31 protein-coding genes and 1 pseudogene are annotated in these 24,563 nt (G+C 72.0%); 18 read left to right on the forward strand and 14 right to left on the reverse strand.

The genetic code is table 11. The annotated features are described in order from the left end of the window. Positions 1 to 20: 20 nt before the first annotated feature. Entirely contained in the window at positions 21 to 407 is a 387-nt protein-coding gene (locus ODJ79_RS13535; RefSeq protein ID WP_263023763.1) for a hypothetical protein, read from the forward strand. A 1-nt stretch (position 408) separates the two neighbouring features. On the opposite strand, the gene ODJ79_RS13540 is transcribed toward ODJ79_RS13535, so the two are convergent. From ODJ79_RS13540 to ODJ79_RS13570, 7 genes and pseudogenes are all read right to left on the reverse strand, one after another. Then, positions 409 to 723: a Clp protease N-terminal domain-containing protein gene (locus tag ODJ79_RS13540; protein ID WP_411267314.1), complete on the reverse strand. Its 315-nt coding sequence runs from the start codon at positions 721 to 723 to the stop codon at positions 409 to 411. A gap of 105 nt (positions 724 to 828) precedes the next feature. Continuing rightward, a pseudogene (locus tag ODJ79_RS13545) lies at positions 829 to 1,014 on the reverse strand (Clp protease N-terminal domain-containing protein); the annotation flags it as partial. Between the two features lies 1 nt (position 1,015). After that, on the reverse strand, positions 1,016 to 1,252 hold the full coding sequence (locus ODJ79_RS13550) for a hypothetical protein (RefSeq protein ID WP_030438712.1): 237 nt from the start codon (positions 1,250 to 1,252) through the stop codon (positions 1,016 to 1,018). Positions 1,253 to 1,569: 317 nt separating this feature from the next. Further along, on the reverse strand, positions 1,570 to 2,313 hold the full coding sequence (locus ODJ79_RS13555) for a VOC family protein (protein ID WP_263023764.1): 744 nt from the start codon (positions 2,311 to 2,313) through the stop codon (positions 1,570 to 1,572). A 197-nt stretch (positions 2,314 to 2,510) separates the two neighbouring features. Beyond that, positions 2,511 to 4,667: a SpoIIE family protein phosphatase gene (locus tag ODJ79_RS13560; protein WP_263023765.1), complete on the reverse strand. Its 2,157-nt coding sequence runs from the start codon at positions 4,665 to 4,667 to the stop codon at positions 2,511 to 2,513. Between the two features lie 160 nt (positions 4,668 to 4,827). Continuing rightward, positions 4,828 to 5,184, reverse strand: a complete 357-nt coding sequence (locus ODJ79_RS13565; RefSeq protein ID WP_263023766.1) for a DUF6401 family natural product biosynthesis protein — start codon at positions 5,182 to 5,184, stop codon at positions 4,828 to 4,830. Positions 5,185 to 5,250: 66 nt separating this feature from the next. Beyond that, positions 5,251 to 5,451, reverse strand: coding sequence for a hypothetical protein (locus ODJ79_RS13570; protein ID WP_263023767.1), 201 nt, complete (start codon positions 5,449 to 5,451; stop codon positions 5,251 to 5,253). 160 nt (positions 5,452 to 5,611) lie between these two features. On the opposite strand from ODJ79_RS13570, the gene ODJ79_RS13575 reads away from it, so the two are divergent. From ODJ79_RS13575 to ODJ79_RS13605, 7 genes are all read left to right on the forward strand, one after another. Continuing rightward, positions 5,612 to 6,226 (forward strand): hypothetical protein, encoded by a 615-nt coding sequence (locus tag ODJ79_RS13575; protein WP_263023768.1) that lies wholly within the window; start codon positions 5,612 to 5,614, stop codon positions 6,224 to 6,226. A 95-nt stretch (positions 6,227 to 6,321) separates the two neighbouring features. Further along, positions 6,322 to 7,509 carry a glycosyltransferase gene (locus ODJ79_RS13580; protein ID WP_263023769.1) on the forward strand — a complete coding sequence of 396 codons (1,188 nt, stop codon included), beginning with the start codon at positions 6,322 to 6,324 and terminating at the stop codon, positions 7,507 to 7,509. Positions 7,510 to 7,590: 81 nt separating this feature from the next. Further along, complete coding sequence (locus ODJ79_RS13585; RefSeq protein WP_263023770.1) at positions 7,591 to 8,484, forward strand: ABC transporter ATP-binding protein; 894 nt, start codon at positions 7,591 to 7,593, stop codon at positions 8,482 to 8,484. A 1-nt stretch (position 8,485) separates the two neighbouring features. Further along, a complete protein-coding gene (locus ODJ79_RS13590) occupies positions 8,486 to 9,220 on the forward strand; it encodes an ABC transporter permease (protein ID WP_263023771.1) in 735 nt (244 codons plus the stop codon). Positions 9,221 to 9,245: 25 nt separating this feature from the next. After that, positions 9,246 to 10,493 carry a sensor histidine kinase gene (locus ODJ79_RS13595; RefSeq protein WP_263023885.1) on the forward strand — a complete coding sequence of 416 codons (1,248 nt, stop codon included), beginning with the start codon at positions 9,246 to 9,248 and terminating at the stop codon, positions 10,491 to 10,493. Beyond that, complete coding sequence (locus ODJ79_RS13600; RefSeq protein WP_263023772.1) at positions 10,490 to 11,116, forward strand: response regulator; 627 nt, start codon at positions 10,490 to 10,492, stop codon at positions 11,114 to 11,116. Before ODJ79_RS13595 ends, ODJ79_RS13600 begins: the two co-directional genes overlap by 4 nt. Positions 11,117 to 11,200: 84 nt before the next feature. Continuing rightward, positions 11,201 to 12,139 (forward strand): hypothetical protein, encoded by a 939-nt coding sequence (locus ODJ79_RS13605; protein ID WP_263023773.1) that lies wholly within the window; start codon positions 11,201 to 11,203, stop codon positions 12,137 to 12,139. A gap of 65 nt (positions 12,140 to 12,204) precedes the next feature. Here the strand turns inward: ODJ79_RS13605 and ODJ79_RS13610 are convergent, their stop codons facing one another. Beyond that, positions 12,205 to 12,708 (reverse strand): hypothetical protein, encoded by a 504-nt coding sequence (locus tag ODJ79_RS13610; protein WP_263023774.1) that lies wholly within the window; start codon positions 12,706 to 12,708, stop codon positions 12,205 to 12,207. A gap of 190 nt (positions 12,709 to 12,898) precedes the next feature. Between ODJ79_RS13610 and ODJ79_RS13615 the strand changes: the two genes are divergently transcribed. Both ODJ79_RS13615 and ODJ79_RS13620 read left to right on the forward strand, forming a co-directional pair. Then, positions 12,899 to 13,252 (forward strand): HPF/RaiA family ribosome-associated protein, encoded by a 354-nt coding sequence (locus tag ODJ79_RS13615; protein WP_263023775.1) that lies wholly within the window; start codon positions 12,899 to 12,901, stop codon positions 13,250 to 13,252. 172 nt (positions 13,253 to 13,424) lie between these two features. Beyond that, complete coding sequence (locus tag ODJ79_RS13620) at positions 13,425 to 14,423, forward strand: Acg family FMN-binding oxidoreductase (protein WP_263023776.1); 999 nt, start codon at positions 13,425 to 13,427, stop codon at positions 14,421 to 14,423. A gap of 90 nt (positions 14,424 to 14,513) precedes the next feature. On the opposite strand, the gene ODJ79_RS13625 is transcribed toward ODJ79_RS13620, so the two are convergent. Together ODJ79_RS13625 and ODJ79_RS13630 are read right to left on the reverse strand one after the other, a co-directional pair. After that, positions 14,514 to 16,148 (reverse strand): RecQ family ATP-dependent DNA helicase, encoded by a 1,635-nt coding sequence (locus ODJ79_RS13625; protein ID WP_263023777.1) that lies wholly within the window; start codon positions 16,146 to 16,148, stop codon positions 14,514 to 14,516. A gap of 40 nt (positions 16,149 to 16,188) precedes the next feature. Then, positions 16,189 to 16,320 carry a hypothetical protein gene (locus tag ODJ79_RS13630; RefSeq protein ID WP_263023778.1) on the reverse strand — a complete coding sequence of 44 codons (132 nt, stop codon included), beginning with the start codon at positions 16,318 to 16,320 and terminating at the stop codon, positions 16,189 to 16,191. Positions 16,321 to 16,455: 135 nt separating this feature from the next. Between ODJ79_RS13630 and ODJ79_RS13635 the strand changes: the two genes are divergently transcribed. Continuing rightward, on the forward strand, positions 16,456 to 18,219 hold the full coding sequence (locus ODJ79_RS13635; protein ID WP_263023779.1) for a glycoside hydrolase family 3 protein: 1,764 nt from the start codon (positions 16,456 to 16,458) through the stop codon (positions 18,217 to 18,219). A gap of 197 nt (positions 18,220 to 18,416) precedes the next feature. On the opposite strand, the gene ODJ79_RS13640 is transcribed toward ODJ79_RS13635, so the two are convergent. Continuing rightward, complete coding sequence (locus ODJ79_RS13640) at positions 18,417 to 18,704, reverse strand: GNAT family N-acetyltransferase (protein ID WP_263023780.1); 288 nt, start codon at positions 18,702 to 18,704, stop codon at positions 18,417 to 18,419. Positions 18,705 to 18,761: 57 nt separating this feature from the next. On the opposite strand from ODJ79_RS13640, the gene ODJ79_RS13645 reads away from it, so the two are divergent. The 5 genes from ODJ79_RS13645 to ODJ79_RS13665 all read left to right on the forward strand — a co-directional run bounded on the left by ODJ79_RS13645 (position 18,762) and on the right by ODJ79_RS13665 (position 21,228). After that, complete coding sequence (locus ODJ79_RS13645; protein WP_263023781.1) at positions 18,762 to 19,586, forward strand: DUF1206 domain-containing protein; 825 nt, start codon at positions 18,762 to 18,764, stop codon at positions 19,584 to 19,586. A 104-nt stretch (positions 19,587 to 19,690) separates the two neighbouring features. Further along, positions 19,691 to 20,125: a phage holin family protein gene (locus ODJ79_RS13650; RefSeq protein WP_263023782.1), complete on the forward strand. Its 435-nt coding sequence runs from the start codon at positions 19,691 to 19,693 to the stop codon at positions 20,123 to 20,125. Then, positions 20,122 to 20,394: a DUF3618 domain-containing protein gene (locus ODJ79_RS13655; protein WP_263023783.1), complete on the forward strand. Its 273-nt coding sequence runs from the start codon at positions 20,122 to 20,124 to the stop codon at positions 20,392 to 20,394. The genes ODJ79_RS13650 and ODJ79_RS13655 overlap by 4 nt, the downstream gene beginning before the upstream one ends. A gap of 5 nt (positions 20,395 to 20,399) precedes the next feature. Beyond that, a complete protein-coding gene (locus ODJ79_RS13660) occupies positions 20,400 to 20,660 on the forward strand; it encodes a DUF4235 domain-containing protein (RefSeq protein ID WP_263023886.1) in 261 nt (86 codons plus the stop codon). A gap of 364 nt (positions 20,661 to 21,024) precedes the next feature. Beyond that, positions 21,025 to 21,228: a cold-shock protein gene (locus ODJ79_RS13665; protein ID WP_030440218.1), complete on the forward strand. Its 204-nt coding sequence runs from the start codon at positions 21,025 to 21,027 to the stop codon at positions 21,226 to 21,228. Between the two features lie 109 nt (positions 21,229 to 21,337). Here the strand turns inward: ODJ79_RS13665 and ODJ79_RS13670 are convergent, their stop codons facing one another. Further along, positions 21,338 to 21,577, reverse strand: coding sequence for a hypothetical protein (locus ODJ79_RS13670; protein ID WP_263023784.1), 240 nt, complete (start codon positions 21,575 to 21,577; stop codon positions 21,338 to 21,340). Continuing rightward, positions 21,571 to 22,548: an aldo/keto reductase gene (locus tag ODJ79_RS13675; RefSeq protein WP_263023785.1), complete on the reverse strand. Its 978-nt coding sequence runs from the start codon at positions 22,546 to 22,548 to the stop codon at positions 21,571 to 21,573. The genes ODJ79_RS13670 and ODJ79_RS13675 overlap by 7 nt, the downstream gene beginning before the upstream one ends. A 66-nt stretch (positions 22,549 to 22,614) precedes the next feature. Here ODJ79_RS13675 and ODJ79_RS13680 point away from each other — a divergent pair, with 66 nt between their 5' ends. Further along, on the forward strand, positions 22,615 to 23,376 hold the full coding sequence (locus ODJ79_RS13680; protein ID WP_263023786.1) for a trans-aconitate 2-methyltransferase: 762 nt from the start codon (positions 22,615 to 22,617) through the stop codon (positions 23,374 to 23,376). A gap of 17 nt (positions 23,377 to 23,393) precedes the next feature. Next, entirely contained in the window at positions 23,394 to 24,431 is a 1,038-nt protein-coding gene (locus ODJ79_RS13685) for an adenosine deaminase (protein WP_263023787.1), read from the forward strand. On the opposite strand, the gene ODJ79_RS13690 is transcribed toward ODJ79_RS13685, so the two are convergent. Next, positions 24,416 to 24,556, reverse strand: a complete 141-nt coding sequence (locus ODJ79_RS13690; protein WP_263023788.1) for a hypothetical protein — start codon at positions 24,554 to 24,556, stop codon at positions 24,416 to 24,418. The genes ODJ79_RS13685 and ODJ79_RS13690 overlap by 16 nt on opposite strands. Positions 24,557 to 24,563 lie beyond the last annotated feature (7 nt).

Genomic DNA, 24,563 nt, shown 5'->3' on the forward strand with positions numbered 1-24,563 from the left:
TCGGCCGGGAGGACGGCGCCATGGCGTACCGAGTGGAGTACAACGGCGAGGAGATCGAGCTCGCCACCCTGGACGCCGCCCTCAACTGCGCCCGCAACGCGATCGCCAACGACCTCGATCGCTTCGACGGCTGGGCGGTCGAGCACGACGAGGACGTCGACGACTGGTTCGTGCAGGCCGTCCGCAACGGCCGCCGGGTCGGCCGGACCGCGGTGATCACCGGGCCGGGCGCCCGGGTGATCGAGGAGTGGGAGCGGCGGGTCTCGTTCGTCGGCCGCACCCCGGCGGAGGCGTTCGCGATGGCCGCCGACTGGCTCGAGCGCCGACCGGAGATCGACGTACTCGGCGACGTCGGCTGGCATCACACCGCGAACGGCCACCAGCTCCGCATCTACTTCCGCGGCTGAGTCACGCCGCCTCGTTCCGGATCGAGTCGGCCAGCTCGATCCGCAACTGCGCGAAGTCGACCTGGTGGTCGGCCAGGATCCGGCAGGCCAGGCCCTCGCCCTCGCGCAGCAGGCCGAGCATGATGTGCTCGGGCGCGATGAAGTTGTGCTTCAACCGGATCGCCTCCCGCAGCGACAGCTCGAGCACCTTCTTCGCCCGGCTCGTGAACGGGATGTGACCGCCGCTGCGCCGCCCGAAGAGCCCACGCCGGCGGGGCGACGGCCGGGACAGCTGGAGCGCGCCGGCGCCGAAGCTCGCCTCGATCGCGGCTCGCACCTTGGCGAGGTCGATGCCGATCGCCTTGAGCGCGGCCGCGTCCTCGGCGTCGGTCTCGGTGAACGACAGGTCGGGTTCGAACTTGTCGCCGACCAGCCCCTGGATGTCGGTGCGGACGGCGGCCGGGACGACTCCCGCAGGGCGCAGCAGCCGAGCGACCGTGCCCTGCTCGTCGTGGATCAGCCCGAGCAGCACGTGCTCGGTTCCGATGTAGGGATGGCCCAGTCGGCGAGCCTCCTGCTGAGCGTTGATGACGACCTCCCGTGCGGCCGTCGTGAACCGTTCGAACATCTCAGCCCTCCCGTGGGTCGCGCGCCGGGATCAGGTGCGCGTGCTTCTTGTGGACGCCCTGGCGGGTCACGTCGAGCGCGTCGGCGATCTCCTGCCAGGACCAGCCGTTGCGGCGAGCGTTGGCGACCTGCAGATGCTCGAGCCCCTCGAGCAGGCGGCGCAGCGCGACGACAGCGCGCAGGCCAACCCGGGGATCGGCGCTGCCGGCCGCCGCGGCGAGGTCGGTTGCCTCAGTCATGCTGTCAACCTACGTTGACATCTCGGCCGCGTCAACCCCGGTTGACAGAAGCGCAAAACCATTTCCACGTACGGGAGAGAAAAGTCCCCGATGCAGCGCCTCGCGCCGTCGTTGGTCACCCTCCGCGCGCGGCCGCCGGGTTGTCCTGCATGGCCTGCGCGCGGGCGGCCGGGCACTCCGGGGTGTGCCGAGCTTGGGCCGGGCCCGCCCGGCGGCCGGGGTCGGAGCTGTCGCTGCAGCCGGCGGCCCGGGCGCGCCGGGGACTCGGCGGACGCTCGTACGGGAAAAGCGCGGAAGGGAAACGCGAAGAGCTTGGGTCAGAAGGCGGCCGAGCCGCCGTAGGTCAGCTCCAGGCCGATGATGTCGTTGTAGGCCACCGAGAGCTCGACCGGGCGGGGCAGCGGTGCCGTGATCGCGAACGGTGCGCCCGACGGGTCGACGATCTCGACGTAGCGGCCGAGGCCCATCTCGATCGGGCCCGCGGTCACCCGGCCGCCGAGTCGTCCCACGTGGTCGGCCAGCTCCGGGCAGTCGGCGACCTGGAAGGACGGCTGCCAGCGACGGTCGTAGCGGCCGGAGATCACGCCGGCGACCGAGTCGTGCGCCTCGGACAGCCATTCGCCGCTGCCGAACTCGTGGGTCAGCGTCCAGCCGAACACCGAGCCGTAGAACGCGGTCGCCGCGGCCACGTCGTCGGTCAGCAGGTCCGACCAGGCCATCGTGCCGGGCTCGCCGCGGACCTGGCAGCCGGCGAACCCGGTCGCCTGCCAGAGTCCGAACCTCGCGCCGTCGGCGTCCGCGACGATCGTGCTGCGTGCGCCGGGTCGCTCCTCCGGGCGGGTCAGAAGCCGGCCGTACGCCGAGCGCACCCGTTCCACGGTCTCGTCGAGATCGGGCGCCGCCAGGTAGGTCAGCCATCCGTCGGGCCGGTCGGGCCGGCTCCCGGTGAGGCCGGCGACCGCGCGGCCGTCCAGCAGGAAGTGATCGCCGTCGACTTCCCAGCCGAACAGGTCCCCATAGAAACGGGCCGCCCGAGCCGGGTTCGAGGTGGTCAACTCCACCCAGCAAGGGGTCGATGGCGCAAAGCCTCTGATCCGCATTCGCCGCTCCAAGTTGGATGTCCCGACTCCTGAACACCTTACGGCACCCAATACGCTTCGTCACTACCCAAGGGTTCAATGCCCGGTTTAGCGCGTGTTTCAGTTACTCAAGGTGATTGGTTGAGGATTCGAATGTAACGCGACCGTTAAACAGGCGATCAGTCGACAGTGGAGTTGACCAAGAGCTCGAACCACACCGTCGAACCCCGCACCGAGGGGTCCGTGCCCCACGAGTCGCTGAGCTCCTCGATCAGGCCGAGGCCCCGGCCGCGGCTCGACAGGCTGCCCATCCCGTCGGTGCGGGTGCGGATCACGCTGCCCCGGGTGCCGGTGTCGGCGACCGAGACCAGCAGCCGATCGGCATTGAGGTCGATCTCCACCTGGGCCGGGGTGCCGGCGTGCAGCAGGGCGTTGGTGGTGAGCTCGCTGGTGCACAGGACGGCCGAGGCGATCACCGGCTCGGGGACGTTCCACTCGCGCAGCCGGGCGGTCATCCAGTGGCGTACCCGGCTCGGCCCGGTCGGCTCGGGGGCCACCCGCATGGTGTCCGACCGGCTGCGGGCCACCGCCCGCTCGACCGCCAGCACCGCCACGTCGTCGTCGGTCGGCGGGCCGGGCACCGCCGCGGTGGCCAGCGAGCACAGGTTGCGCGGGTCGCCGCTGGTCGCGGTCGCGGCCGCGGTCACCAGCGCGTCCAGCCCCTCGTTCAGCGACCGGCCGCGCCGCTCCACCATCCCGTCGCTGAACAGCATGATCGTGTCGCCCGGCTCCAGCCGCACCTGGCCGGTCTGCCAGCGCCCGCCCAGCCCGAGCGGCGCCCCCGGCGGCACCTTCACCAGCTCGGCCGTGGGCGGCTCGCCGCCCAGCCCGGCGCGGCGCAGCACCGGCGGCGGATGACCCGCGCTGGCCAGCGTGATCGTGCCGTCGGCCGGGTCGAGCACCCCGTACACGACGGTCACGAAGATCTCCTCGTTGCGCGACTCGGCGCCGAGCGAACCGACCAGCCGGTCGAGCCCGGTCAGCACGGCCGGCGGCTCGGCGTTGGTCAGCGCCAGCGCCCGCAGCGCGGCCCGCACCTGGCCCATCACCGCGGCGGCGCGCACATCGTGGCCGGCCACGTCGCCCAGCACGATCGCCAGCCGGCCGTCGGCGAGCCGGAACGCGTCGTAGAAGTCGCCGCCGGCCGCGTTGCCGTCGACCCCGGGGGCGTACCGGGCGGCGATCCGGAACCGCTCCAGCTCGGGCAGGTGTTCCGGGAGCATGCTGCGCTGCAACAGCTGGGCGGTGCCGTGCTGGGCCTCGAACCGGCGGGCCCGCTCGGCGGCCTGCGCCACCAGCTGGGCGGCCGCGCTCAGCAGCGCTCGCTCGGCGGGCAGCCAGGTGTGCGGGTCGCGGTAGCCGATGCTCAGCGCGCCGGTCAGCGACGGGGTGTGCAGCGGCAGCGCGGCCAGCGCCCGTATTCGGCGCTCGTGCCGGTCGGCCGCCACCGCGCCGAGCGGCTCGCCGTCCGGCACGAACAGTGGCCGGCCCTCGCGCGCCGCGGCGATCAGCGGCCACCGGTCGTCGTCGGGCAGCGGCTTCCACACCGGCGGCAGGCGCTCGTCGGCCTCGTCGAGCACCTCGCCCCGGATCCGGCGGACCGAGCGGAACGCGGTGCCGTCGTCGACCGCGAACAGGCAGTGGTCGACGTCGAACGAGTCGGTCAGGTACCCCAGCACCACCCGGGCCACGTCGTCGATGGTCAGCGCGCCGGCCAGCCGGGCGGTCAGCTCGCCGAGGTTCTGCAGGCGGCGGGTCACCTGGGTGGTCACCGCGGCGACGGTCAGCACGCCGGCGACGGCGCCCCGGGAATCGCGGACCGCCGAGTGGCCGCGGGTGAGGAACGCCTGCTCGGGGCGGCTGCCCTCGGTCCGCGCCACGGTCAGCTGCGTCTCGGCCTCCAGAAACGGCCGGCCGCTGCGGTAGACCTCCTCGATCATGCCGCCGGGCCCATCGGGGGCCAGCCACAGGTCGCCGAAGGTCTCCGCCGCCGGGCGGCCCAGCGCCGCCGGATGCAGGGCGCCGATCAGGTCCGCGTACGCGTCGTTGTAGATCAGCACGAAGCCGTCGCCGCAGCTGAGGGCCATCGGCATGGGGCAGGACAGCACGAGCTCGACGGTGGCGGCGACAGCCGGGTCCCAGTCGTCACGCCGCCCGAGCGCGGTCGCCGACCAGTCGGTCGCGGCCACCAGATCGGCGCAGCTCTGCTGCTCCGGCTGGGCCTGTGCGGGCAGCGTCGGCACCATCGAGGAGCTCACCCCACCCGACCTGGCCATGACCAAAAGCGTAACCGCACTCGGCCATTCGGACGATCCCCCGCCCTCCGTCCGTCCGATTCTTGACGGGAGGTCTTCTGGTCGGGTACGTCAAGGGCCGGCACCGGAGACCCGGTGCCGGCCCGAACGAACGGACAGCCTGTAGCGATCGTTTCGTGACTCAGCCGGGGTCGGGCAGCGTACGCGCGAGCGCGCACACGGCGAGCAGCCGGCGCATCACCCAGTCGTCCTCGGCCCAGTTGAACGGCTCCTCCGGCGGGTGCCAGCCGTGCGTGAACGCGGCATCCCGCACCCCCTCGGCGTACGCCGCGAGGACCACCGCGGTCAGCGGCCGGACGTCGGCCGACAGGCTGTCGCGGACGCCGGCGGAATGCTGGTCGACGAGGGCCATCAGGCCCGGGTTGGCGTCGGCGGCGTGGAGGCCGGCGATTCCCACCGTGTCGTGAAGCTCGGCGAGGCAAGCTTGGGCGGAACGGAGGGCAGCACGGGCGGCCGCGCCGCTGAACAGGCCATTCATGGAAAGAAAAGTTACGGAGCCCGGGTTCGCGAACGGGTGGCCCGACAGGTGCAGCCCGGTTGAACGCTATTTGGCGGCGGTGGGACGCCGGCGCTGCGCATCGTCGGCCAGGATCACGGTGGCCACGACCAGCGCCACGACCACGGCGAAGAGCCAGGAGGCATCGTTGATGACCTTGGCGGCGATCGGCGCCTGGAAGGCGGCCAGCAGAAAACCGAGCCAGGCGAACCGGCGCTGGCGGTCGGACAGGAATCCGGCAGAACGCATTCGACCAGTTTGTCGTGATCACGGCGGATCGCCGTCACCCATTCGGCCGATTCTCCGTTGTCCGATAGTGCCCTCCGTATTGCGTCGCCGCGGCTCAACGTTCCGGACGCTCGTCGCGTTGTGCCTGGTCAGCGGTCTGCTAGGGTGCGCGCCCCGGGCCGTGACCCCGCCGGCCGCCGATCTGCCGGAGCACGTGGCGGCGGGCGCGCTGCTGAATCGCACCAGCGCGTACTTGACGGTCGAGAACGCCGCCTCCCGGGTCCAGGTCAGCATGGCCACCCTGCCCGGCCTGCTCTACCGCATCAGCACGGCCGGCGACTCCGGCCTGGAACCCCGCGTGACCGCCCGGAACGGGGTCGTCCGGGCGCGCCTGCTGCCGACCGGCGCGGACGGGCCGGACGAGGTCCGCATCGTGCTCAACCGCGGCGTACGCTGGGCGATCAGCCTCCCGGCCGGGGCCGGTGAGCAGCAGCTGGACCTGCGCCGTGGCCGCCTCGCACGGGTCGACCTGGGCGCCTCCGGGCTGCTCGAGATGCATCTCCCGGCGCCGGCCGGCACCGTCCCGGTCACCCTGCACGGTGCCGTCGGCAGCCTCGTGCTGACCGGCGGGCCGGTGCGCCTCGAGCTCGACCGGGGCGTCGGCTCCGCCGTCCTGCCGTGGGGGACCTCCGGGATCACCCAGACGCCGGGGTGGAGCAATACGTCTGACCGATACGCGATTAGGGCCCGCGCTGCCGTCGGCACCCTGATCGTGCGTACGGATCAGGACGAATAGGGCATTTTTCCGGCAGCTTGCGGGGTGGCGATGTTTACCGATTTGGGTGTCGGGCACTGGCACCGCGTCACCGTCGCTCGACCCGGAGGGACCCCGTGCGCATCGCGATGATTTCCGAGCACGCCAGCCCCCTGGGTGACGGCGGCCAGCAGACCCATGTCGCCGACCTGTCCGCCGCGCTCGCCGAGCTCGGCCATCAGGTGCGCGTCTACACCCGCCGCGACGACCCGACGGTGGCCGAGGAGGTCACCACGCCGGGCGGCATCAGCGTGGTACACGTCCCGGCCGGCCCGGCGCACGTCGTGCCGCCCGATCTGCTCCTGCCGTACATGGGCGAGTTCGCCCGGTGGCTCGAGGGTCAGTGGCGGGGCGCGGCGTGGACCCCGGACGTCCTGCACGCGCATTTCTGGACCAGTGGTCTGGCCGCCGTCACCGCCGCTCGCCGCCTGGGCATTCCCGTGGTGCAGTCGTTCCACGAGCTCGGCCGGATCGAGACGGCCGCCGACGGCAAGCCGTCGCGGTCCGGATACGAACGAGCGCTCGGCCGCGCCGTCGACCGGGTGGTGGTACAGACCCAGGACGAGGTACGCGGCCTGGTGCGGATCGGCGTGCCGAGGACGCAGCTGACCGTGGTGCCCGCCGGCGTCGACTCCGAGCGCTTCACCCCCGAGGGCCCGGCCGTCGACCGCGACCCGGAGCGGCCGCGCATCCTCTCGGTCGGCAAGCTGGTCGAGCGCAAGGGCTTCGGCGACGTCGTCCAGGCGATGCGCTTCGTGCCCGGCGCCGAGGTGGTGGTCGTCGGCGGCCCGGCCCCCGACCAGCTGCCCGCCGACCCGGGCGCCCGCAGGCTGCGCGCGCTCGCCGAGAAACTGCAGGTCGCCGACCGGTTCCGGCTGATCGGGCGGGTGCCGTCGGCGGACATGCCGCGCTGGTACCGCTCGGCCGATCTGTTCGTCGCCGCGCCCTGGCAGGAGGAGCTGGAGCCGTCCGCGCTGGAGGCGATGGCCTGCGGCGTGCCGATCGTGGGCACCGCGGTGGGTGGGCTGACCGAGGCCGTGGTGGACGGGCTGACCGGCGACCTGGTGCCGGCCCGCGACCCGCGGGCGCTCGGCGGTGCGCTGCGCCGGCTCGTCAACGACAAGGTGCGCCGATTCGCGTACGCCACGGCCGCGCTGGATCGCGCCCGCCAGGCGTACTCCTGGAAGCGGGTCGCCGCCCAGGTCGGCTCGGTCTACGCGGCGGTCGCCGGCCGCCGGAAGGGCGCCGAGGCGGTCGCGTCGTAGGACCACATCCACCAACTGGTTGATCGAAAGGCTCGCCCGCCGGTCGATTCGGCGGCGATCGATCCACGCGACGCTCGATGCATGCCAGTCATCGAGGTCAAGAACCTGCGGAAGCGCTACGGGGACACGCTCGCGGTACGAGACGTCTCGTTCACCGTCGAGCGTGGCGAAATCTTCGGCATCCTCGGCCCGAACGGCGCCGGCAAGACCACCACGGTCGAGTGCGTGGCCGGCCTGCGCACCCCGGACGACGGCACGATCACCGTGCTCGGCCGTCCACCCCGCGACGTCTCGCTGCGCCGCGAGGTCGGCGTCCAGCTCCAGGAGAGCCGGCTGCCCGACAAGATCACCGTACGGGAGGCGCTCGAGCTGTACAGCACCTTCTACCCCGAGCCGGCCGACTGGCGGGCGCTGGCCGACCGGCTCGGCCTCGGCGACCAGCTGAAGGCGAGGTACGCCAAGCTCTCCGGCGGACGCAAGCAGCGGCTCTCGATCGCGCTCGCGCTGATCGGCAACCCCAGGATCGCGATCCTCGACGAGCTCACCACCGGCCTAGACCCGCAGGCGCGCCGGGACACCTGGGACCTGATCGAGTCGATCCGGGACACCGGCGTGACGATCGTGCTGGTCACCCACTTCATGGAGGAGGCGTCCCGGCTCTGCGACCGGCTCGCCGTGATCGACCACGGCGAGGTCGTCGCCCTGGACACCCCGGCCGGCCTGGTCACCGCAATCAGCGGCGAGCAGCGGATCCGGTTCCGCCCGTCGGCGCCGGTCGACGACGCGCTGCTGCTGGCCGCGCCCGAGGTGACCGCGGTGCGCCGGCACGGCGAGCAGGTCGAGGTGGCCGGGACCGGCAACCTGCTGCACGCGGTCACCTCGGTGCTGGCCGCCCACCAGATCATCGCGAACGACCTCCGGATCGAGCAGGCCGGCCTGGACGAGGCGTTCGTCCGGCTGGTGGGAAGGGACTGACATGTTTGCCAAACTGACCGTCACCGAGCTCAAGCTGTTGAGCCGCGAGCCGATGATGGCGTTCTTCGCGCTGTTCTCCCCGACCCTGCTCGTGGTGATCCTGGGCAGCGTCCCGGCCTTCCGGAAGCCGTCGGCCGACCTCGGCGGCCTGCGCGTGATCGACGTGTACGTGGGGATCGCGGTGGCCCTGACGGTGGCGATGCTCGGCCTGCAGGTGATGCCGATGGCGCTCGCCACGTACCGGGAGCGGGGCATCCTGAAGCGGCTCGCCACCACGCCGGCCCGTCCGTCGCTGCTGCTGGCGGCCCAGCTGACGGCGGCCCTGCTGACCGCGATCGTGTCCAGCGCGCTGGCCGTCGCGGTCGGCCGGATCGCCTACGACGTGCCGCTGCCGTCGAATGTGGCCGGATTCGTCCTGGCTTATCTCCTCGCGGCGCTCGGCGTATTCGCGATCGGACTGTTCATCGCGGCGCTGGCGCCCAGCGGCAAGGCCGGCAACTCGATCGGCACGCTGCTGTTCTTCCCGTCGATGTTCTTCGCCGGGCTGTGGACCCCGCGCGAGGTGTTCCCGCCCGCGCTGCAGCGGGTCGGCGACTTCACCCCGCTGGGCGCGGGGGAGCGGGCGCTGCACGAGGCGACTACGGGTCATTGGCCGAGCCTGCTGTCGGCTACCGTGCTGGTGGGATACCTGGCGGTGTTCGGGCTCGGCGCGGCCCGGCTGTTCCGCTGGTCCTGAGGGGCGGGGGAGGAACGTGGCGAACATGTCGGTGGTCGGCCCGCTGGAGACGTCGCGGCGGCGGCTCGACCGGTGGCTGACCTGGGTGCCGTACGGCGCTCTTCTCTGCTCGACGCTCATCGTTCCGATCGGCACCGCCGCCGACGTGCCGCACCAGCCCTATCCGATCGTGGGCGGGTCGGTGCTGTTCACCGCGGCGTGGATGTTCTGGTGGACGACGTGGCACCCCGAGTGGGAGCGCGACCGGCGCCGGATGACGGTCTTCTTCGTCGGGCTCGTCGCGCTGATCTACCTGCTGATCTGGTGCAGTCCGATATTCGGGTTCTACGCCTGGACCGGCTACCTGTTCGTGGCGTACGCCCTGCACGGCCGCCTGACCCGGCTGGCCGGCGCCACCTCGGTGGCGGTGGCCACCGCCCTCTCCCAGGCCGGCGGATTCCCCGCGATGGCGCATCGGGGTTCGTGGGGCTACTTCGCGATCCTGCTGCTCTTCAACATCACGATCGCCGGCTCGATGACGATGCTGGCCACGATGAACGACGAGCAGACCGCCAAGCGCGCCGAGATGATCCGCCAGCTGGCCGAGGCGAACGCGAAGCTCGAGGCGGCCCTCACCGAGAACGCGGGTCTGCACGCCCAGTTGCTGGTGCAGGCCCGCGAGGCCGGGGTGCACGACGAGCGGCAGCGGATGGCGGGGGAGATCCACGACGTGCTCGCCCAGGGCCTGACCGGGATCGTGACCCAGCTGGAGGCGGCGTCGTCCGGGGAGTGGGTGCGGCACATCGAGACGGCGAAGAAGCTGGCCCGGGAGAGCCTGACCGAGGCGCGGCGGTCGGTGCAGGCGCTGCGGCCGCAGCCGCTCGACTCGTCGGCCCTCCCCGAGGCGCTGGACGAGGTGGTGTCGACCTGGTCCGGCCGGCACGACGTCCGGGCCTCGCTGATCACGACGGGTGCGCCGCGCCCCCTGCTTCCGGAGATCGAGACGACCCTGTTGCGTACGGCTCAGGAAGCCCTCGCCAACGTGTCCCGGCATGCCGGCGCCGACCGGGTCTTCCTGACCCTGTCGTACATGGAGGACGTGGTCACGCTGGACGTCCGGGACGACGGCGCCGGGTTCGACCCGTCGGTGCCGGTCAAGGAGTCGTCCTACGGGCTCGCGGCCATGCGGGAGCGGGTGCTGCGGATCGCCGGGACGCTGTCGGTCGAGTCCGAGCCGGGCAATGGCACGGCGGTGTCGGCCTGCGTGCCGGCGCTCGGTTTGGCGGCGGCGTGATCGGGCTGCTGATCGTCGACGACCATCCGGTGGTGCGGGACGGGCTGCGGGGCATGTTCGCCGGGGACGACCGGTTCGCGGTGCTGGGCGAGGCCGGGAACGGTCTCGAGGCCCTCGCGGTGGCGCGGTCGACGTCGCCGGACGTGGTGCTGATGGACCTGCGCATGCCCGAGATGGACGGGGTCACCGCGATCCGGGCGCTGCGCGACCAGGGGTCGACGGCTCGGGTGCTGGTGCTGACCACGTACGACACCGACCGCGACGTGCTGCCGGCGATCAAGGCGGGGGCGACCGGCTACCTGCTCAAGGACACACCGCGCGAGGAGCTGTTCCGGGCGGTCACCGCGGCGCACCGCGGCGAGTCGGTGCTGTCCCCGGCCGTGGCCGGTCGGCTCATGGGCACGCTGCGCTCGCCGGCCAAGGAGCCGCTGAGCGCGCGCGAGATCGAGGTGCTCACGCTCATCGCCCGGGGAAACAGCAACCGGGAGGCGGCCTCGCTGCTGTTCATCAGCGAGGCGACGGTCAAGACCCACCTCCTGCACGCGTACGCGAAACTGGGCGTCCGCGACCGCGCGGCGGCCGTCGCCGCGGCCTTCGAGCAGGGTCTGCTGCGCCGAGAATGAGCCCGAACGTCATACCAGCGACGTAGACCCGAGTACGCCCACCGGCCGACGCGCTCCCGGCACGGCTCCGGAAGGATCGTTCCCATGGTGACCAATGCAGCCGTTGTCGGGGCTCCGGACGGCTCGACGCGCTCCGGCGTGCGGGGGACGCCGGGGTCGCGCCCCGGCGGCGTGCGGGCCATCGAGCGGGCCTGCTATCTGATCGGTGCGGTGCTGATCGCCGGCGGTCTGTTCCACGCCGCCGTGCTGGTCGCCTCCGGCGACACCTGGACGGGGCCGGTCTCCTGGCGCAAGCCGGCCACGTTCGGCTTCTCCTTCGGCCTGACCCTGATCACGATCGCCTGGGTCGGCTCGTACCTTCCGCTGCGCGAGCGGGGCCGCCGGCTGCTGCTGGGCGTCTTCGCCGCGGCCTGCGTCACCGAGGTCGCCCTGATCACCCTCCAGGCGTGGCGCCGCGTCCCGTCGCACTTCAACATGGAGACCGGCCTCGACACGGCGATCTCCCGGGTGCTGGCCGCCGGCGGCGGCGTCCTGATCCTGGTGATCGTCGCGCTGACCGTCGCGTCCTGGCGCCCGATGCCCACGGTGCCGCCGTCGATGCGCCTGGCCCTGCGCGCCGGCCTGCTGGCCCTGGACGTGGCCCTGCTGGTCGGCGCGGTCATGGTCGTCACCGCGGTCCTGGACGTGTACCGGGGTGACCAGACGGCCGCCTACGCGGTGGGCGCCCAGTGGAAACCGGCCCACTTCGTGCCCATGCACGGGGTGCTGGCCCTGCCGTTGCTGGCCTGGCTGCTGGCCCGCACCCCGCTGCCGGAGCGGTCCCGGCTGCACACGGTCGCCCTGGCCGTGGCCGGCTACGCGACGCTGTGCGCCCTGTCGGTGATCGAGTCCGCCGCCGGCATCGATCCGCTGGCGGGCCCGCTGGCGGCCGACGTCCTGACCGCCCTCGCCACGGCCGCCATCGTCGCCGCGGCGGCCCGCACCCTGGCCGTGCTCCGCGGTCCCCGCCGCCCGACCACCTGAGCGGTCTCCGCCGCCCGACCACCTGAGCGGTCTCCGACGGCAGTCCGTCGGCTTTCCGTCGGCTCTCAGTCGGCGAGGGCCTTGGCCAGTTCGTCGCGGAACTCGCGCTCGGAGTCGGTGACCTGCTCGGCGCCGATGCCCAGCACGCCACCGGTCGACGCGGCGCCCACCACACTCTCGGCGATCTCGATGAGCCAGTGCTTGTAGGTCTCCGCGTCGGCCTGCTCGGCCTTCGCGGCGAGCAGGGCGTTCGCCTCGGTGGCGCGCTGGAGCACGTCCTGGGCGTACCCGATGGGGTCGCCCGGCTCGATCACCGGCGCCTCCTCGCCCAGCTCGGGATCGCCCACCTCGGACAGCAGCGCCCCGGCGACGGCCGCGACCAGCGGGCTCGGCGAGACGCGCGCGTCCGAGATCTCGTCGCGGCCGGCCTCGTTCTCGGCCCGGGTCTTGCGGGCGCTGTCCGGGGTGGCGGCGCTGGCCGCCGTCAGCACCGACTGCGGGAGGCCGACCAGCAGCCCCCACTCGGTGTCGGTGAAGCCCAGCTTCGAGTACAACGGTTCGTCGCTCACGACATCGTCCTCACATCTCGGCGTTAGACGGCTCTCTACTACCCCGACCTCGTGGAAGATCACCGGCCACGACCGGCGCAACGCAAACTATCAGGACGGGCCTTAAGTCCCTGGCCGCGTCCGGTCGCTCGGATGATCATCGGGGTGTGCCTGGTTCGTCCGGGCCGGGCCGGACCCTCGAGGAGGCGTCATGGATCGCAACGAGCCCGCCATCGGTCCGCAGGTGCACACCCACGGCAACGTCAAGCCGGAGGCCACCGAGTACGCCGTCGACAAGCTTCGCGCGGCGCTGCACCACGCTCAGGGCCCGGTTCTGCGCACCTCGCTGACGCTCGACGCCGCCGCCCCGGGCGACCGGGTCGACGCCCACGTCGACGTCAACGGGGTCGGGGTGCACGTGCATGCGGTCGGCGCGACCCTTCAGGAGGCCACCGACCTGATGCAGGACCGTCTCCGCTCCCGCCTGCGCCGCATCCGCCGCCGCCCGGCACAGGGCCCGCGCCCGCCGATCGACCGCGAGCACGGTGCGGATCTGGCGAGCTGACCCCGCCGCGCGTAGACGGCCGTGCGGCCCGCGCGGGTGACGCGGAGGGCCGTGCGGCCCGCGCGGGTGACGCGGAGGGCCGTGCGGCCCGCGATTCCGGGTCGGATGGCCCTGCCGCGGCCGGCCACCGGCGGTAACGGTGAACTATCACGACAGTCGGGAGGCAACCGCGATGAACGCCACCGGTAACGACGTCCTGCGCGCCGAGGCGCGCGCCGCCCTGGAGTCGGCCGCGCGGGCCTCGCTGCGGGCGCCGTCGGTCTTCAACACCCAGCCGTGGAAGTGGCACATCACCGCCGAGACGCTCGACCTGTTCGCCGATCCGGCGCGGCGGCTCGGGGTGACCGATGCGGAGGGTCGTCTGCTGCTGCTCAGCTGTGGCGGCGCGCTGCACCACGCCCGGGTGACCCTGGCGGCGCAGGGCCGCAGCGCCGAGGTGGTGCGGCTGCCCGACGAGCGGCGTCCCGACCTGCTGGCCCGGATCCGCGTCACCGGGACGGCGCCGCTCGATCCGCACGCGGTCAGCCTTGCGGCCGCGATCAGCCGGCGGCGTACCGATCGCCGGGCGTTCGGCGAGCGCCGGGTGCCGCGGGCGACGCTGGCCCGGCTCGGGCGGCTGGTCGAGGCGGAGGGCGCTCACCTGCACGAGGTGCCCGACGAGCGGGTACCTGAGCTCGCCGTGGCCGTGGACCAGGCGGCCGATGTGGAGTATTTCGACCCCGCCTTCCGCAGCGAGCTCACCCGGTGGACGCATCGGCCGGCCTGGACCGGCGACGGGGTACCGCCGTCGACCGCGGTCGCGCCCGGCCTCCGCCGGGTGCCGGTGCGCAATTTCCTGCCGAGCGGGTCGCCGGGGTTGCTGGCCGGCGCCGGCGAGGACGAGGGTGCGACGTACGCGATCCTCTTCGGCAACGGGGATCGTCCGGTGGATCTGTTGCGCGGCGGCGAGGGGATGTCGGCCCTGCTGCTGGGCGCGACGACCGAGGGCGTCGCGGCGGCGCCGATCAGCGAGGCGGTCGAGGTCGCCTGGCCGCGGCAGCTGCTGCGCCGGCTCGTCCCCGGCGACGGCGAGCCCTACCTGATCGTCCGGCTTGGCTACGCCGCGTCGGGCGAGCCCCCGCCCCTGTCGCCGCGCCGGGAGCCGCACGACATCATCGTGATCGACGAGTGACGACGACCGCCGCCGGAGAGCCCCAGCGCCGTCGCCACGACGCAGCTCGCGGCGGCCGGTGACGCCGGTCGGCGCCGCCTTCCGCCCGGTTCATCCCGTCCGGGTCAGCAGCTCGTTCTCCAGGACCACCGGCACCGACAGCGTCTTGTACCCGACGTCGTCGAAGAGCACGGTCATCCGATCCTCGGCGTAGCCCATCACCATGCCGGTGCCCCACTCGAGGTGCCGTACCGTGCTGTGCACCGCGAACGGCTCGCTCGCCGCCGGTCGCCGCTCGGCCACGCCGGTGACGCAGTTGTCGCAGTGGCCGCACCGCTTCGTCGCCTTCTCGCCGAAGTACGCGAGCAGCACCTGACTGCGGCACCCCCGGGTCTCCGCGAAGCCCCGCATCATGTCGGTCCGGGAGCGGTCGACCACCTGCTGCCGCTCGTACTCCCGAAGTGCGGCCTTGGCCGCCGCGGCCGGAAGCGGCGCGAAGAGCGGAACCGTCATCCTGTTCTTGGCGCCGGGCACCGCGGCGCCGACCAGTTCCAGCAGGTTGAGGTACGCCCCGAGCTTGCGCGGCCCGAGCCCGGTCCGGTCCTTCAGCGCCGTCTTGGTGGCCGGCCCCGCGCGCAGCGCCGCGGCCAGGTCCCGCAGCTCGGTCTCGTCCGGCGCGCCGCCGGTGAAGAAGCGCTGGATCGCCTCGTCCTCGGCCCGCCAGAGCAGCATCGCGTGCGCCGGCCGGCCGTCCCGCCCGGACCGGCCGATCTCCTGGAAGTAGCTGTCCGGCGAGTCCGGCAGGGCCACGTGCGCCACCCACCGGATGTTGGCCTTGTCGATGCCCATGCCGAACGCCGAGGTGGCCACCATGATGTCCACCTTGTCCGCGGCGAACGCCTCCTGCCGCTGCTCGCGCGGGCCGCCGGCCAACCCGCCGTGGTAGTACGACGCGTTGTACCCGGCCGACACCAGCCGCTCGGACAGCTCCTCGGCCGCCCGCCGGGTCGCGACGTAGATGATCCCGGGTCGTTCCAGCGAATCGATCAGCGTGGTGAGCCGCCGCCAGCGGTACGCCTCGTCGGGGCAGTAGGCCGCCTCGAGGAACAGGTTGGGCCGGTCCAGCCCGGAGACGTGCACCTCCGGCTTGCGCAGCCCGAGCCGCGCGACGATGTCCTCGCGCACCGGCGGCGAGGCCGTCGCGGTCAAGGCGAGCACGGGCGGCCGGCCCATCTCCTTGATCATGTCGCCTAGCGCCAGGTAGTCCGGCCGGAAGTCGTGCCCCCACGCCGAGATGCAGTGCGCCTCGTCCACGGCGACCAGCCCGGGCTTGAGCGCCTTGATCTCGGCCAGCCGGTCCGGGTCGCTCAGCTGCTCGGGCGTGATGAACAGGAACTCGCCCCGTCCGGACCGGATCTCCTCGATCGCCGCCCGCTGCTGCTTGGGCGTCTCGGCCGAGCTCACCCGCACGGCCCGCAGCCGGGGGTCGCCGCGCTCGTTGAGCTGCGCGATCTGGTCCTGCTGCAGCGCGAGCAGCGGCGAGATCACGATCGTCGGCCCCGGCAGCAGCACCGCCGGCACCTGGTAGATGGCCGACTTGCCGGCCCCGGTCGGCAGGATGACCAGCGCATCCCGGCGGCGCAGCACCGCGCGCATCGGACGGAACTGGCCCGGGCGCAGCGAGGGCCACCCGAAGTGGCGGCGGGCGACCCTGCGCAGGCGTGATCCATACATGGAGAGCTTCATGGCGCGGCCATGATGCCCCACGAGCGGGACAGACAAACAGCTATTTCTTTCCGCCGAACATCCGGCGGATCGCCCACAGCAGGAACAGCACGGCGAGGGCCACCCCGAGCAGGCGTACGGCATGGATCTGCGACCAGTCGACACCGGAGGTCGCGGCGATGGTGTACGGCACGAACGCATGGTATCGACGACCAGTTAATAGGAAAGTTTGTTGACTGAATCGGCCGCCGGGTGTGACCATAGGTCGGCACAACGGGGGCACGCTCCCATGAGCGCACGAAAAACGTCACCGGAGGTACGGGGGCCCATGCCCAACCACGATCTGCCGGAGCTGGCCGCGACGGTGCTCCAGCCAGGCTTCATCGGCACGACCGCGCCGGACTGGGTACGCCGATGGCTGGCCGACGGGCTCGGCGGCGTCGCCCTGTTCGCCCGCAACGTCGAGTCGCCCGCCCAGGTGGCCGCCCTCACCGCCCAGCTGCGCGCCGAGCGACCGGACGTGATCGTCGCGATCGACGAGGAGGCTGGCGACGTCACCCGCTTCGAGTCGCGGCACGGCAGCTCCCGCCCGGGCAACCTGGCGCTGGGCGCGATCGACGAACCGGAGCTGACCGAGGCGGTGGCCCGCGACCTGGGTGCCGAACTGGCGGCGGCGGGCATCACCCTGGACTACGCCCCGGACACCGACGTCAACAGCAACCCCGACAACCCGGTCATCGGCGTACGGGCGTTCGGGGCCGAGCCGCACCTGGTCGCGCGCCACTCGGCGGCCTTCGTCCGGGGCCTGCAGGAGGCCGGCGTCGCCGCCTGTGCCAAGCACTTCCCCGGGCACGGCGACACCAGCGTCGACTCGCACCACGACGTCCCGCTGATCGATCGGGACCGGGCCGCGCTGGACGCCTGCGAGCTGCTGCCCTTTCGCGCCGCGATCCGGGCCGGCGTCCGCGCGGTGATGACCGGGCACCTGCTGGTTCCCGCCTACGACACCACCCTGCCCGCCACCCTGAGCCGGTCGATCATGACCGGGCTGCTCCGCGAGGAGCTGGGCTTCGACGGCCTGATCGTCACCGACGGCATCGAGATGCAGGGCGTACGCCGGAAGTACGGGCTGGCCGGCGCGACCGTGCGCGCGCTGGCCGCCGGTGTGGACGCGATCTGCGTGGGTGGCGACCACGCCGACGAGCAGACCGCGATCCTGCTGCGCGACGCGATCGTCGCCGCCGTCCGCGGCGGCGACCTGAGCGAGGAGCGCCTGGCCGAGGCGGCCGCCCGGGTCCGCGACCTGGGCGCCTGGTCGACCCGGGCGCAGACCCGCACCGGCGCGCGGGCGATCGCGAACGCGGCCCGCCCGATCGCCGACCTCGCCGCGGTCCCGCCGCCGACCGCCCCGCTGTCCAACGGCGCGGCGGCGAACGGCGCGGTAGCCAACGGCGCGGCGGCGAACGGCGCGGTAGCCAACGGTGCGGCGGCGAACGGCGCGGTAACCAACGGCGCGGGGGCGACCGGCGCGGTAGCCAACGGCTCGGCAGCCAACGGCGCGGCCGCGAGCGGCTCGGCAACCGGCCGCGCGGCGGTGAGCGGCTCCGCCGTGGGGTTCGAGGCGGCGCGGCGCGCGGTGAAGGTGACCTACTCCGAGGGCGCCGCCGCCCTGCCGATCAGCCGGCCCGCACACGTCGTCGAGTTCGCGCCGCCGCGCAACATCGCGATCGGCGCCGAGACCCCCTGGGGCGTGGGTGCCCCCCTGGACGACCTGCTCCCCGGCACCACCTCGGTCCGGCTCACCGCCGACGACCTCGAGGGACTCGCCGACCCGGCGGCCCCGGTGCTGGCCGGCGCGGAGGGCCGCGCCCTCGTGCTGGTCGCCCGGGACGTGCACCGGCACCCGTGGCTGGCAACGGCGCTGGCCCGGGTGCTCGAGGCACGGCCGGACGCGATCGTGGTGGAGATGGGCGTGCCGGTCACCGTGCTGGGTGGCGTGCACATCGCCACCCACGGCGCGACCCGGGCGTGCGGCCTGGCGGCGGCGGAATTGATCGCAGGCAGCCCGGTGCCCGCGCCGCTCGCGGCGTAGCACATCCGGCCGAGCGCTCAGCGTTTTCCACTGACCCGGGTTATCCACAGCCGCTCGCGCAACATCGCCGTTGCTCGACGACAATGTCCAGCGGGGGCTGCCCCCTTGGGAGGGCGGGATCTGTGGTTGGCGGGATCTGTGGTTGGCGGGATCTGTGGTTGGCGCGATCTGTGGTTGGCGCGATCCGTGGTTGGCGCCTAGGAGACGACGACGTCGTCGTACTCGGGGTGTTCCTCGAGGTAGCGGGCGAAGAACGGGCAGACCGGCACGACCTTCTGGCCGCGGACGCGGATCAGCTCCAGCGTCCGCTGCGCCAGCTCGTTGCCGATGCCCTGCCCGCGGAAGGCCGGCTTCACCTCGGTGTGGGTGACCACGACGATGTCCTCGCCGCGGTGGCGGTACATGGCCATCCCGGCGGGCTCGCCGTCGACCAGCAGCTCGAAGCGATGATTGTCGGTGTTGTCCCGCACCTCGTAGTCGCGCACCTCCCCACTTTAGGGCGCGCATGTTTGCCGGGCGTCTGCGCCGGTCAATGAGGAGGCATGTCCACGGCGACCTCCCAAGTCAAATACACCGCTTCCCGCGCGGCTGACAGCAAGCCGCTGGAGTACGTGGCCCGTGCCGGGTTCGTCGGCTACGGCATCATCCACCTGCTGTTCGCCTGGATCGCCTTCCAGGTCGCCTTCCGCGGCTCCGGCCAGGAGAGCGACCAGTCGGGCGCGCTGAAGACCCTGGCCGGCAACGGCGCCGGCAAGGTGCTGCTGGTCCTGATCGCGGTCGGCATGATCGGACTCGCGATCTGGCAGGCCTTCGAGGCGGTGATCGGCGAGAGCGGACCCCGCAACAAGACGGCGGTCGCCGAGCGGGTCGTCTCCGGTGTCCGCGCGATCCTCTACCTCTGGCTGGCGTTCTACGCGTTCAAGATCCTGAACGGCGCGAACGCGTCGATGGCGCAGAACCAGCAGAGCAAGTCGGCCACGATCATGGCGCACTCCGGCGGCCGCTGGCTGGTCGGGTTCGTCGGCCTCGTGGTGCTCGGCGTCGGTGTCGGCATCTTCGTGTACGGGCTGAAGAAGAAGTTCCTCCGGCACCTCAACACGCAGCAGATGGCCGCCTCGGTCCGCAAGTCCACGACTCGGCTGGGCATGCTGGGCTACATGGCGAAGGGCGTCGCGTACGCGATCGCCGGGGTCTTGGTGGTCACCGCGGCCGTCACGTTCAACCCCGACAAGGCCCGGGGACTCGATGCCGCGCTGAAGACCCTCGCCGGGCACCCGTGGGGCGTGTGGCTGCTGGCGCTGATCGGTCTGGGCATTGCCGCGTTCGGCATCTACTGCTTCGCGCAGGCGCGCTACCGCAAGGTGTAAGGCCCCACATACCGTACGGCAGAGTGTTTTGCCGCATTTTCCCCAACGGGATTGACGTTCAGTTGATCAGGGCATAAACCCTGGGTAGGGGAAAGGGGGACACGATGGCCGACGTCCTGAACGGCAAGGTGGTGCGGCCGGTCGCCGAGCAGTCGACCGCCGAGCTCGTGCAGACCGCGAGCGAGCAGATCTCGCGTCTGGTCAAGGATGAGATCGCGCTGGCCAAGGCCGAGCTGGCCGAGAAGGGCAAGCACGCCGGCATCGGGATCGGGCTGTTCAGCGGTGCCGGTGTCTTCGTCTTCTACGGCGTGGGTGCCACGATCGCCACGCTGATCATCGTTTTCGATCTGTTCCTGCCGCTCTGGCTGGCCGCGCTGATCTGGACCGTGGTGTTGTTCCTGACCGCCGGGATCCTGGCGCTGTTCGGCAAGAATCAGGTGTCCAAGGTAGGCCCGCCCGAGCCCGAGGCCACGATCGAGAGCGTGAAGCTCGACGTGGACGAAGTGGTGCGGGCGGCCAAGGAGCGGAGCCGGGTATGAGTGAGCAGACCGAGAAGGCGCCGGCGCCGAAGCCGACCGTCGAGGAGCTGCGGGCCGGGATCAAGCAGACCCGGGCCGAGCTCGGCGAGACGGTGCAGGCCCTCGCGGCCAAGGCCGACGTCAAGGCGCGGGCGCGCGAGCAGGTCGAGGTCGCGCGGGAGCGGGCGGCCGAGACGGTACGGGCCAACCAGGTCCCGATCGCGATCGTGGCGGTCGGCGCCATGGCCGTCGTCGGGATCATCCTGGTACTGCGAGGGAGGCGGCGTTGAGCCTGATGTCCAAGATTGCGTACAAGCCGGTCGGAATCCTGCTGGGCGTGGCGGCCGGCGCGATCGCCGGGTACGCGTTCAAGGAGGTCTGGAAGGCGGTTTCGGGCGACGACGATGCGCCGAATGCGACCGATGAGGACCGTGGCTGGGGGGAGATTCTCGCGGCCGCCGCGCTACAGGGTGCGATCTTCGCACTCGTGAAGGCGGCCGTCGATCGGGGCGGCGCCACCGGAGTACGCAAACTCACTGGTGAATGGCCTGACTGAGACGCCAAGAGGCTCTGCCTTCAGGCCGCCTAAGGGTGGCGGGCGGGGCGGTTGGATGGAAGGGCCTCCCACATCGCGAGAGCGAAGTGGGGGGCCTTTTCCATATCAGCAGGCGTTTATTCGAGTTACGTCGGGGGCAGCTTTGCGGGCCGCTTTTCGGGTACAGTGTGCCCAGTTTTTGCGTACGTGGTTCGCTGCTTCCGCCAAGACCGGGGGATGCCGACCGGTATGAGTGTCGGTGGGTGTCGCCGGGTGGCGGCGGATGGGACGTCCTCTGAAAGGGCCGCCTCACGGCGCCGCTGCTCGAAAACGGTCATCGGTCCGGGCTTCAGCAGGGCCGGCATTTTCAGAGGGAGAGTTGAGCATGGCGCAAGGAACCGTGAAGTGGTTCAACGCGGACAAGGGCTTCGGCTTTATCACCGTCGATGGCGGGGGTGCTGACGTGTTCGTCCACTTCTCGGCCATCCAGATGAGCGGTTACCGCAGTCTGGAAGAGAACCAGCGGGTGGAGTTCGAGATCGCGCAGGGTCAGAAGGGCCCCCAGGCGGAGCAGGTTCGCCCGCTCTGAGACATCACGCCGGTCCCGCGTGACCGGCACGCCGATCGCCTGGCGGAGATCGGCTTGGATCGAGACAAAAGCCCCGCACTCTCGTCGCAGAGTGCGGGGCTTTTCTTGTTTATTGAACCTTTCTCTTGGATCGGGATCGGACACGTTCGCCGATCACGGTCAAGATCAGGCCAACCGCCGCGACACCGGCCCCGATGAATGTCCAGGTTTGTTTACCACTCATCTTGCTGTCGGTAAGAATGCCGAGGCCCTGGACCGTCCACAGCGCACCGACGACGATCGCGAGAAGGCCGATCGTCATCAGCAGCCAGCCCTTGAGTTGGGGCGTTTTTGCCGGTTCGTTCACCATTTGTCGTGCACCGCCGGGCGGATGAGTTCGTCATAGACGGCCTTGACCGCCGCCTGCGTCTCGGCCGGCAGCGGCGCCAGGCCGGCCGCGGCCGCGTTGGCCCGGGCCTGCTCGCCGTTGCGGGCGCCCGGGATGACCACGGTGACGCCCGGCTGGTCGACGATCCAGCGCAGCGCGAACTGCGCCATCGGCACGCCGGCCGGAACCAGCGGACGCAGCCGGCGGACCGCCTCGAGGCCGGTCTCGAAGTCGACGCCGGCGAACGTCTCGCCCACGTCGAACGCCTCGCCGTGCCGGTTGTAGGTGCGGTGGTCGTCGGCCGGGAACGTGGTGTGCTCGTCGTACCGGCCGGAGAGCAGTCCGCTGGCCAGCGGCACCCGGGCGATGATGCCGACCCCGGCCTCGGCGGCGGCCGGCAGCACCCGCTCGAGCGGCTTGAGCCGGAACGCGTTGAGGATGATCTGCACGCTCGCGGTCCCCGGGCGGGCGATGGCTTCGAGGGCCTCGTCGACCTTCTCGACGCTCACCCCGTACGCCCTGATCCGCTTCTCCTCGACCAGGGTGTCGAGCGCGTCGTAGACCTCGCCGGAGGAGAAGACCGGCGTGGGCGGGCAGTGCAACTGCACCAGGTCGAGCGTCTCGACGCCGAGGTTGGCCCGGGAGCGGTCGGTCCACCGGCGGAAGTTGTCCAGCGTGTAGTTCGCGACCGTCTGCGGCTCGCGGCGACCCATCTTGGTGGCCACCGTCAGCTGGGGTCTGTCCTTGATGAACGAGCCGATGATCTGCTCGCTGCGGCCGTCGCCATACACGTCGGCGGTGTCGATGAAGGTGACCCCGGCGTCGACCGCGGCCTGCAGGGTGGCGTGCGCGTCGGCCTCGCTGACGTCACCCCAGTCGGCGCCGAGCTGCCAGGCGCCGAGGCCGATTACGCCGACGGTCCGCCCCATCCGAAGGAAGCTGCGATTTTCCACGCGCCGACCCTATCGCCTTCTCTGCTATCTTCTTGCAAGACGTACGTACGGTTTGAAAGGTTGATCATGTGGGATCCGACCGTCTACCGCCGCTTCGGAGCCGAGCGCTCCCGTCCCTTCTTCGATCTGACCGCCCGCATCGACAGTGATCGGCCGCGCGCCGTCGTCGACCTCGGCTGCGGCCCCGGCGAGCTCACCCTGACCCTGGCCGAGCGCTGGCCGCAGGCGCGGATCACCGGCGTCGACTCGTCCGCCGAGATGATCGACAAGGCGGTCGCGCACGGCGGCCCGGCCTGGTTCCAGCTCGGCGACGTGCGCGACTGGAAGCCCGGCCCCGACGTCGACGTGCTGGTCACCAACGCCACCCTGCAATGGGTCGACGGGCACCGGGAGCTGCTCGCCCGCTGGGCCGTCGAGCTGCCGGCCGGCGCCTGGCTCGCGATGCAGGTTCCCGGCAACTTCGACGCGCCCTCGCACCGCCTGCTGCGCGCGGTGGCCGAGAGGTACGGCGTGGCCCACGTGACCCGGGAGGCGCCGGTCGACGACCCGTCCGGTTACGCCGGCCTGCTGATGGGCGTGGGTGCCCGGGTCGACGCCTGGGAGACGACCTACCTGCACCTGCTGCCGGACAGTGGCGAGGGACACCCCGTTCTTCGCTGGATGGAGGGCACGGCGTTGCGGCCCGTCAAGGCCGCCCTGGACGAGAATGCATGGGAGTCGTTCCGCGCCGATCTGGGGCGGGAGCTGGCCGCCGCCTACCCGGCGGCACACGGGCACGTCGCGTTCCCGTTCCGCCGCGTCTTCGTGGTGGCCCGGACCGCGGCCTGAAGGAAAAGGATGCGCTGGTGACCGACCTGACCTCGTTCATCGCCGGGCTGCCGAAGGCCGAGCTGCACGTCCACCACGTCGGCTCGGCCTCGCCGCGGATCGTGGCCGAGCTGGCCGCCCGGCACGAGGGGCGGTCGCCGGTGCCGGCCGACCCGGCCGCGCTCGCCGACTACTTCGCGTTCAAGGACTTCGCGCACTTCATCGAGGTCTACCTGACCGTGGTCGACCTGATCCGCGACGACGAGGACGTGCGGACGCTCACCTACGAGGTCGCCCGCGAGCTGGCCCGCCAGCAGGTCCGGTACGCCGAGCTGACCGTCACGCCGTACTCCAGCGTGAAGCGGGGGATCGCGGCGAAGGCGTTCTGCGAGGCGATCGAGGACGCCCGCCGCGGCGCCCGGGCCGACTTCGGCATCGAGCTGCGCTGGTGCTTCGACATCCCGGGCGAGGCCGGGCTGCCCGCGGCCGAGGAGACGCTGCGGATCGCGCTGGAGGACCAGCCGGACGGACTGATCAGCTTCGGACTCGGCGGGCCGGAGGTCGGGGTGCCGCGGCCGCAGTTCAAGCCGTTCTTCGACCAGGCACGGGCGGCCGGGCTGCACAGCGTGCCGCACGCCGGCGAGACCACCGGGCCGGAGACGATCTGGTCGGCCATCCGCGACCTCGGGGCCGAGCGGATCGGGCACGGCATCACCGCGGCGCAGGACCCGGAGCTGATGGCGTACCTGGCCGAACACCGGATCCCGCTGGAGATCTCGCCGACGTCCAACGTGCGCACCCGGGCGGTCACCGCGATCGACGAGCACCCGCTGGCCGCGCTGGTCCGCGCGGGCGTACGCGTCAGCATCAACTCGGACGACCCGCCGATGTTCGGCACCACGCTCGAGGAGGAGTACGCCGTCGCCGCCCGCCTGCTCGGCCTCGACGAGGCGGGGGTGGCCGGGCTGGCCGTCGCCGCGGTCGAGCAGAGCTTCCTCGACCTGGCCGGCCGGCAAGCCCTGATCGCCGAGATCGACGCCTACGCCTCCGGGAGCAACGCTCAGAAGCGGGCGTAAAGGGGCTCCTGCCACACCGCCAGCACCAGGATGATGCCGATGGTGAGGATCGCTATCCAGCGCACCAGGCGCCGCTTGTTGAACCGGGCCGGGCCCTCCTCGGGCTCGGCCAAGGGCTTGGTCATGGTGTCG

This window comes from Actinoplanes sp. KI2 (assembly GCF_025630775.1).
In the GTDB taxonomy this organism is placed as follows: domain Bacteria; phylum Actinomycetota; class Actinomycetes; order Mycobacteriales; family Micromonosporaceae; genus Actinoplanes.

Bases quoted from the DNA above. Each gene is read 5' to 3' on its own strand.
- ODJ79_RS13650 (WP_263023782.1), top strand. From the start codon at position 19,691: ATGGCCGACGTCCTGAACGGCAAGGTGGTGCGGCCGGTCGCCGAGCAG.
- ODJ79_RS13535 (WP_263023763.1), top strand. From the start codon at position 21: ATGGCGTACCGAGTGGAGTACAACGGCGAGGAGATCGAGCTCGCCACC.
- ODJ79_RS13615 (WP_263023775.1), top strand. From the start codon at position 12,899: ATGGATCGCAACGAGCCCGCCATCGGTCCGCAGGTGCACACCCACGGC.
- ODJ79_RS13625 (WP_263023777.1), bottom strand. From the start codon at position 16,148: ATGAAGCTCTCCATGTATGGATCACGCCTGCGCAGGGTCGCCCGCCGC.
- ODJ79_RS13645 (WP_263023781.1), top strand. From the start codon at position 18,762: ATGTCCACGGCGACCTCCCAAGTCAAATACACCGCTTCCCGCGCGGCT.
- ODJ79_RS13690 (WP_263023788.1), bottom strand. From the start codon at position 24,556: ATGACCAAGCCCTTGGCCGAGCCCGAGGAGGGCCCGGCCCGGTTCAAC.
- ODJ79_RS13655 (WP_263023783.1), top strand. From the start codon at position 20,122: ATGAGTGAGCAGACCGAGAAGGCGCCGGCGCCGAAGCCGACCGTCGAG.
- ODJ79_RS13605 (WP_263023773.1), top strand. From the start codon at position 11,201: ATGGTGACCAATGCAGCCGTTGTCGGGGCTCCGGACGGCTCGACGCGC.
- ODJ79_RS13680 (WP_263023786.1), top strand. From the start codon at position 22,615: ATGTGGGATCCGACCGTCTACCGCCGCTTCGGAGCCGAGCGCTCCCGT.
- ODJ79_RS13590 (WP_263023771.1), top strand. From the start codon at position 8,486: ATGTTTGCCAAACTGACCGTCACCGAGCTCAAGCTGTTGAGCCGCGAG.
- ODJ79_RS13660 (WP_263023886.1), top strand. From the start codon at position 20,400: ATGTCCAAGATTGCGTACAAGCCGGTCGGAATCCTGCTGGGCGTGGCG.
- ODJ79_RS13670 (WP_263023784.1), bottom strand. From the start codon at position 21,577: ATGGTGAACGAACCGGCAAAAACGCCCCAACTCAAGGGCTGGCTGCTG.
- ODJ79_RS13595 (WP_263023885.1), top strand. From the start codon at position 9,246: ATGTCGGTGGTCGGCCCGCTGGAGACGTCGCGGCGGCGGCTCGACCGG.
- ODJ79_RS13565 (WP_263023766.1), bottom strand. From the start codon at position 5,184: ATGAATGGCCTGTTCAGCGGCGCGGCCGCCCGTGCTGCCCTCCGTTCC.
- ODJ79_RS13665 (WP_030440218.1), top strand. From the start codon at position 21,025: ATGGCGCAAGGAACCGTGAAGTGGTTCAACGCGGACAAGGGCTTCGGC.
- ODJ79_RS13560 (WP_263023765.1), bottom strand. From the start codon at position 4,667: ATGGCCAGGTCGGGTGGGGTGAGCTCCTCGATGGTGCCGACGCTGCCC.
- ODJ79_RS13570 (WP_263023767.1), bottom strand. From the start codon at position 5,451: ATGCGTTCTGCCGGATTCCTGTCCGACCGCCAGCGCCGGTTCGCCTGG.
- ODJ79_RS13550 (WP_030438712.1), bottom strand. From the start codon at position 1,252: ATGACTGAGGCAACCGACCTCGCCGCGGCGGCCGGCAGCGCCGATCCC.
- ODJ79_RS13585 (WP_263023770.1), top strand. From the start codon at position 7,591: ATGCCAGTCATCGAGGTCAAGAACCTGCGGAAGCGCTACGGGGACACG.
- ODJ79_RS13620 (WP_263023776.1), top strand. From the start codon at position 13,425: ATGAACGCCACCGGTAACGACGTCCTGCGCGCCGAGGCGCGCGCCGCC.
- ODJ79_RS13635 (WP_263023779.1), top strand. From the start codon at position 16,456: ATGCCCAACCACGATCTGCCGGAGCTGGCCGCGACGGTGCTCCAGCCA.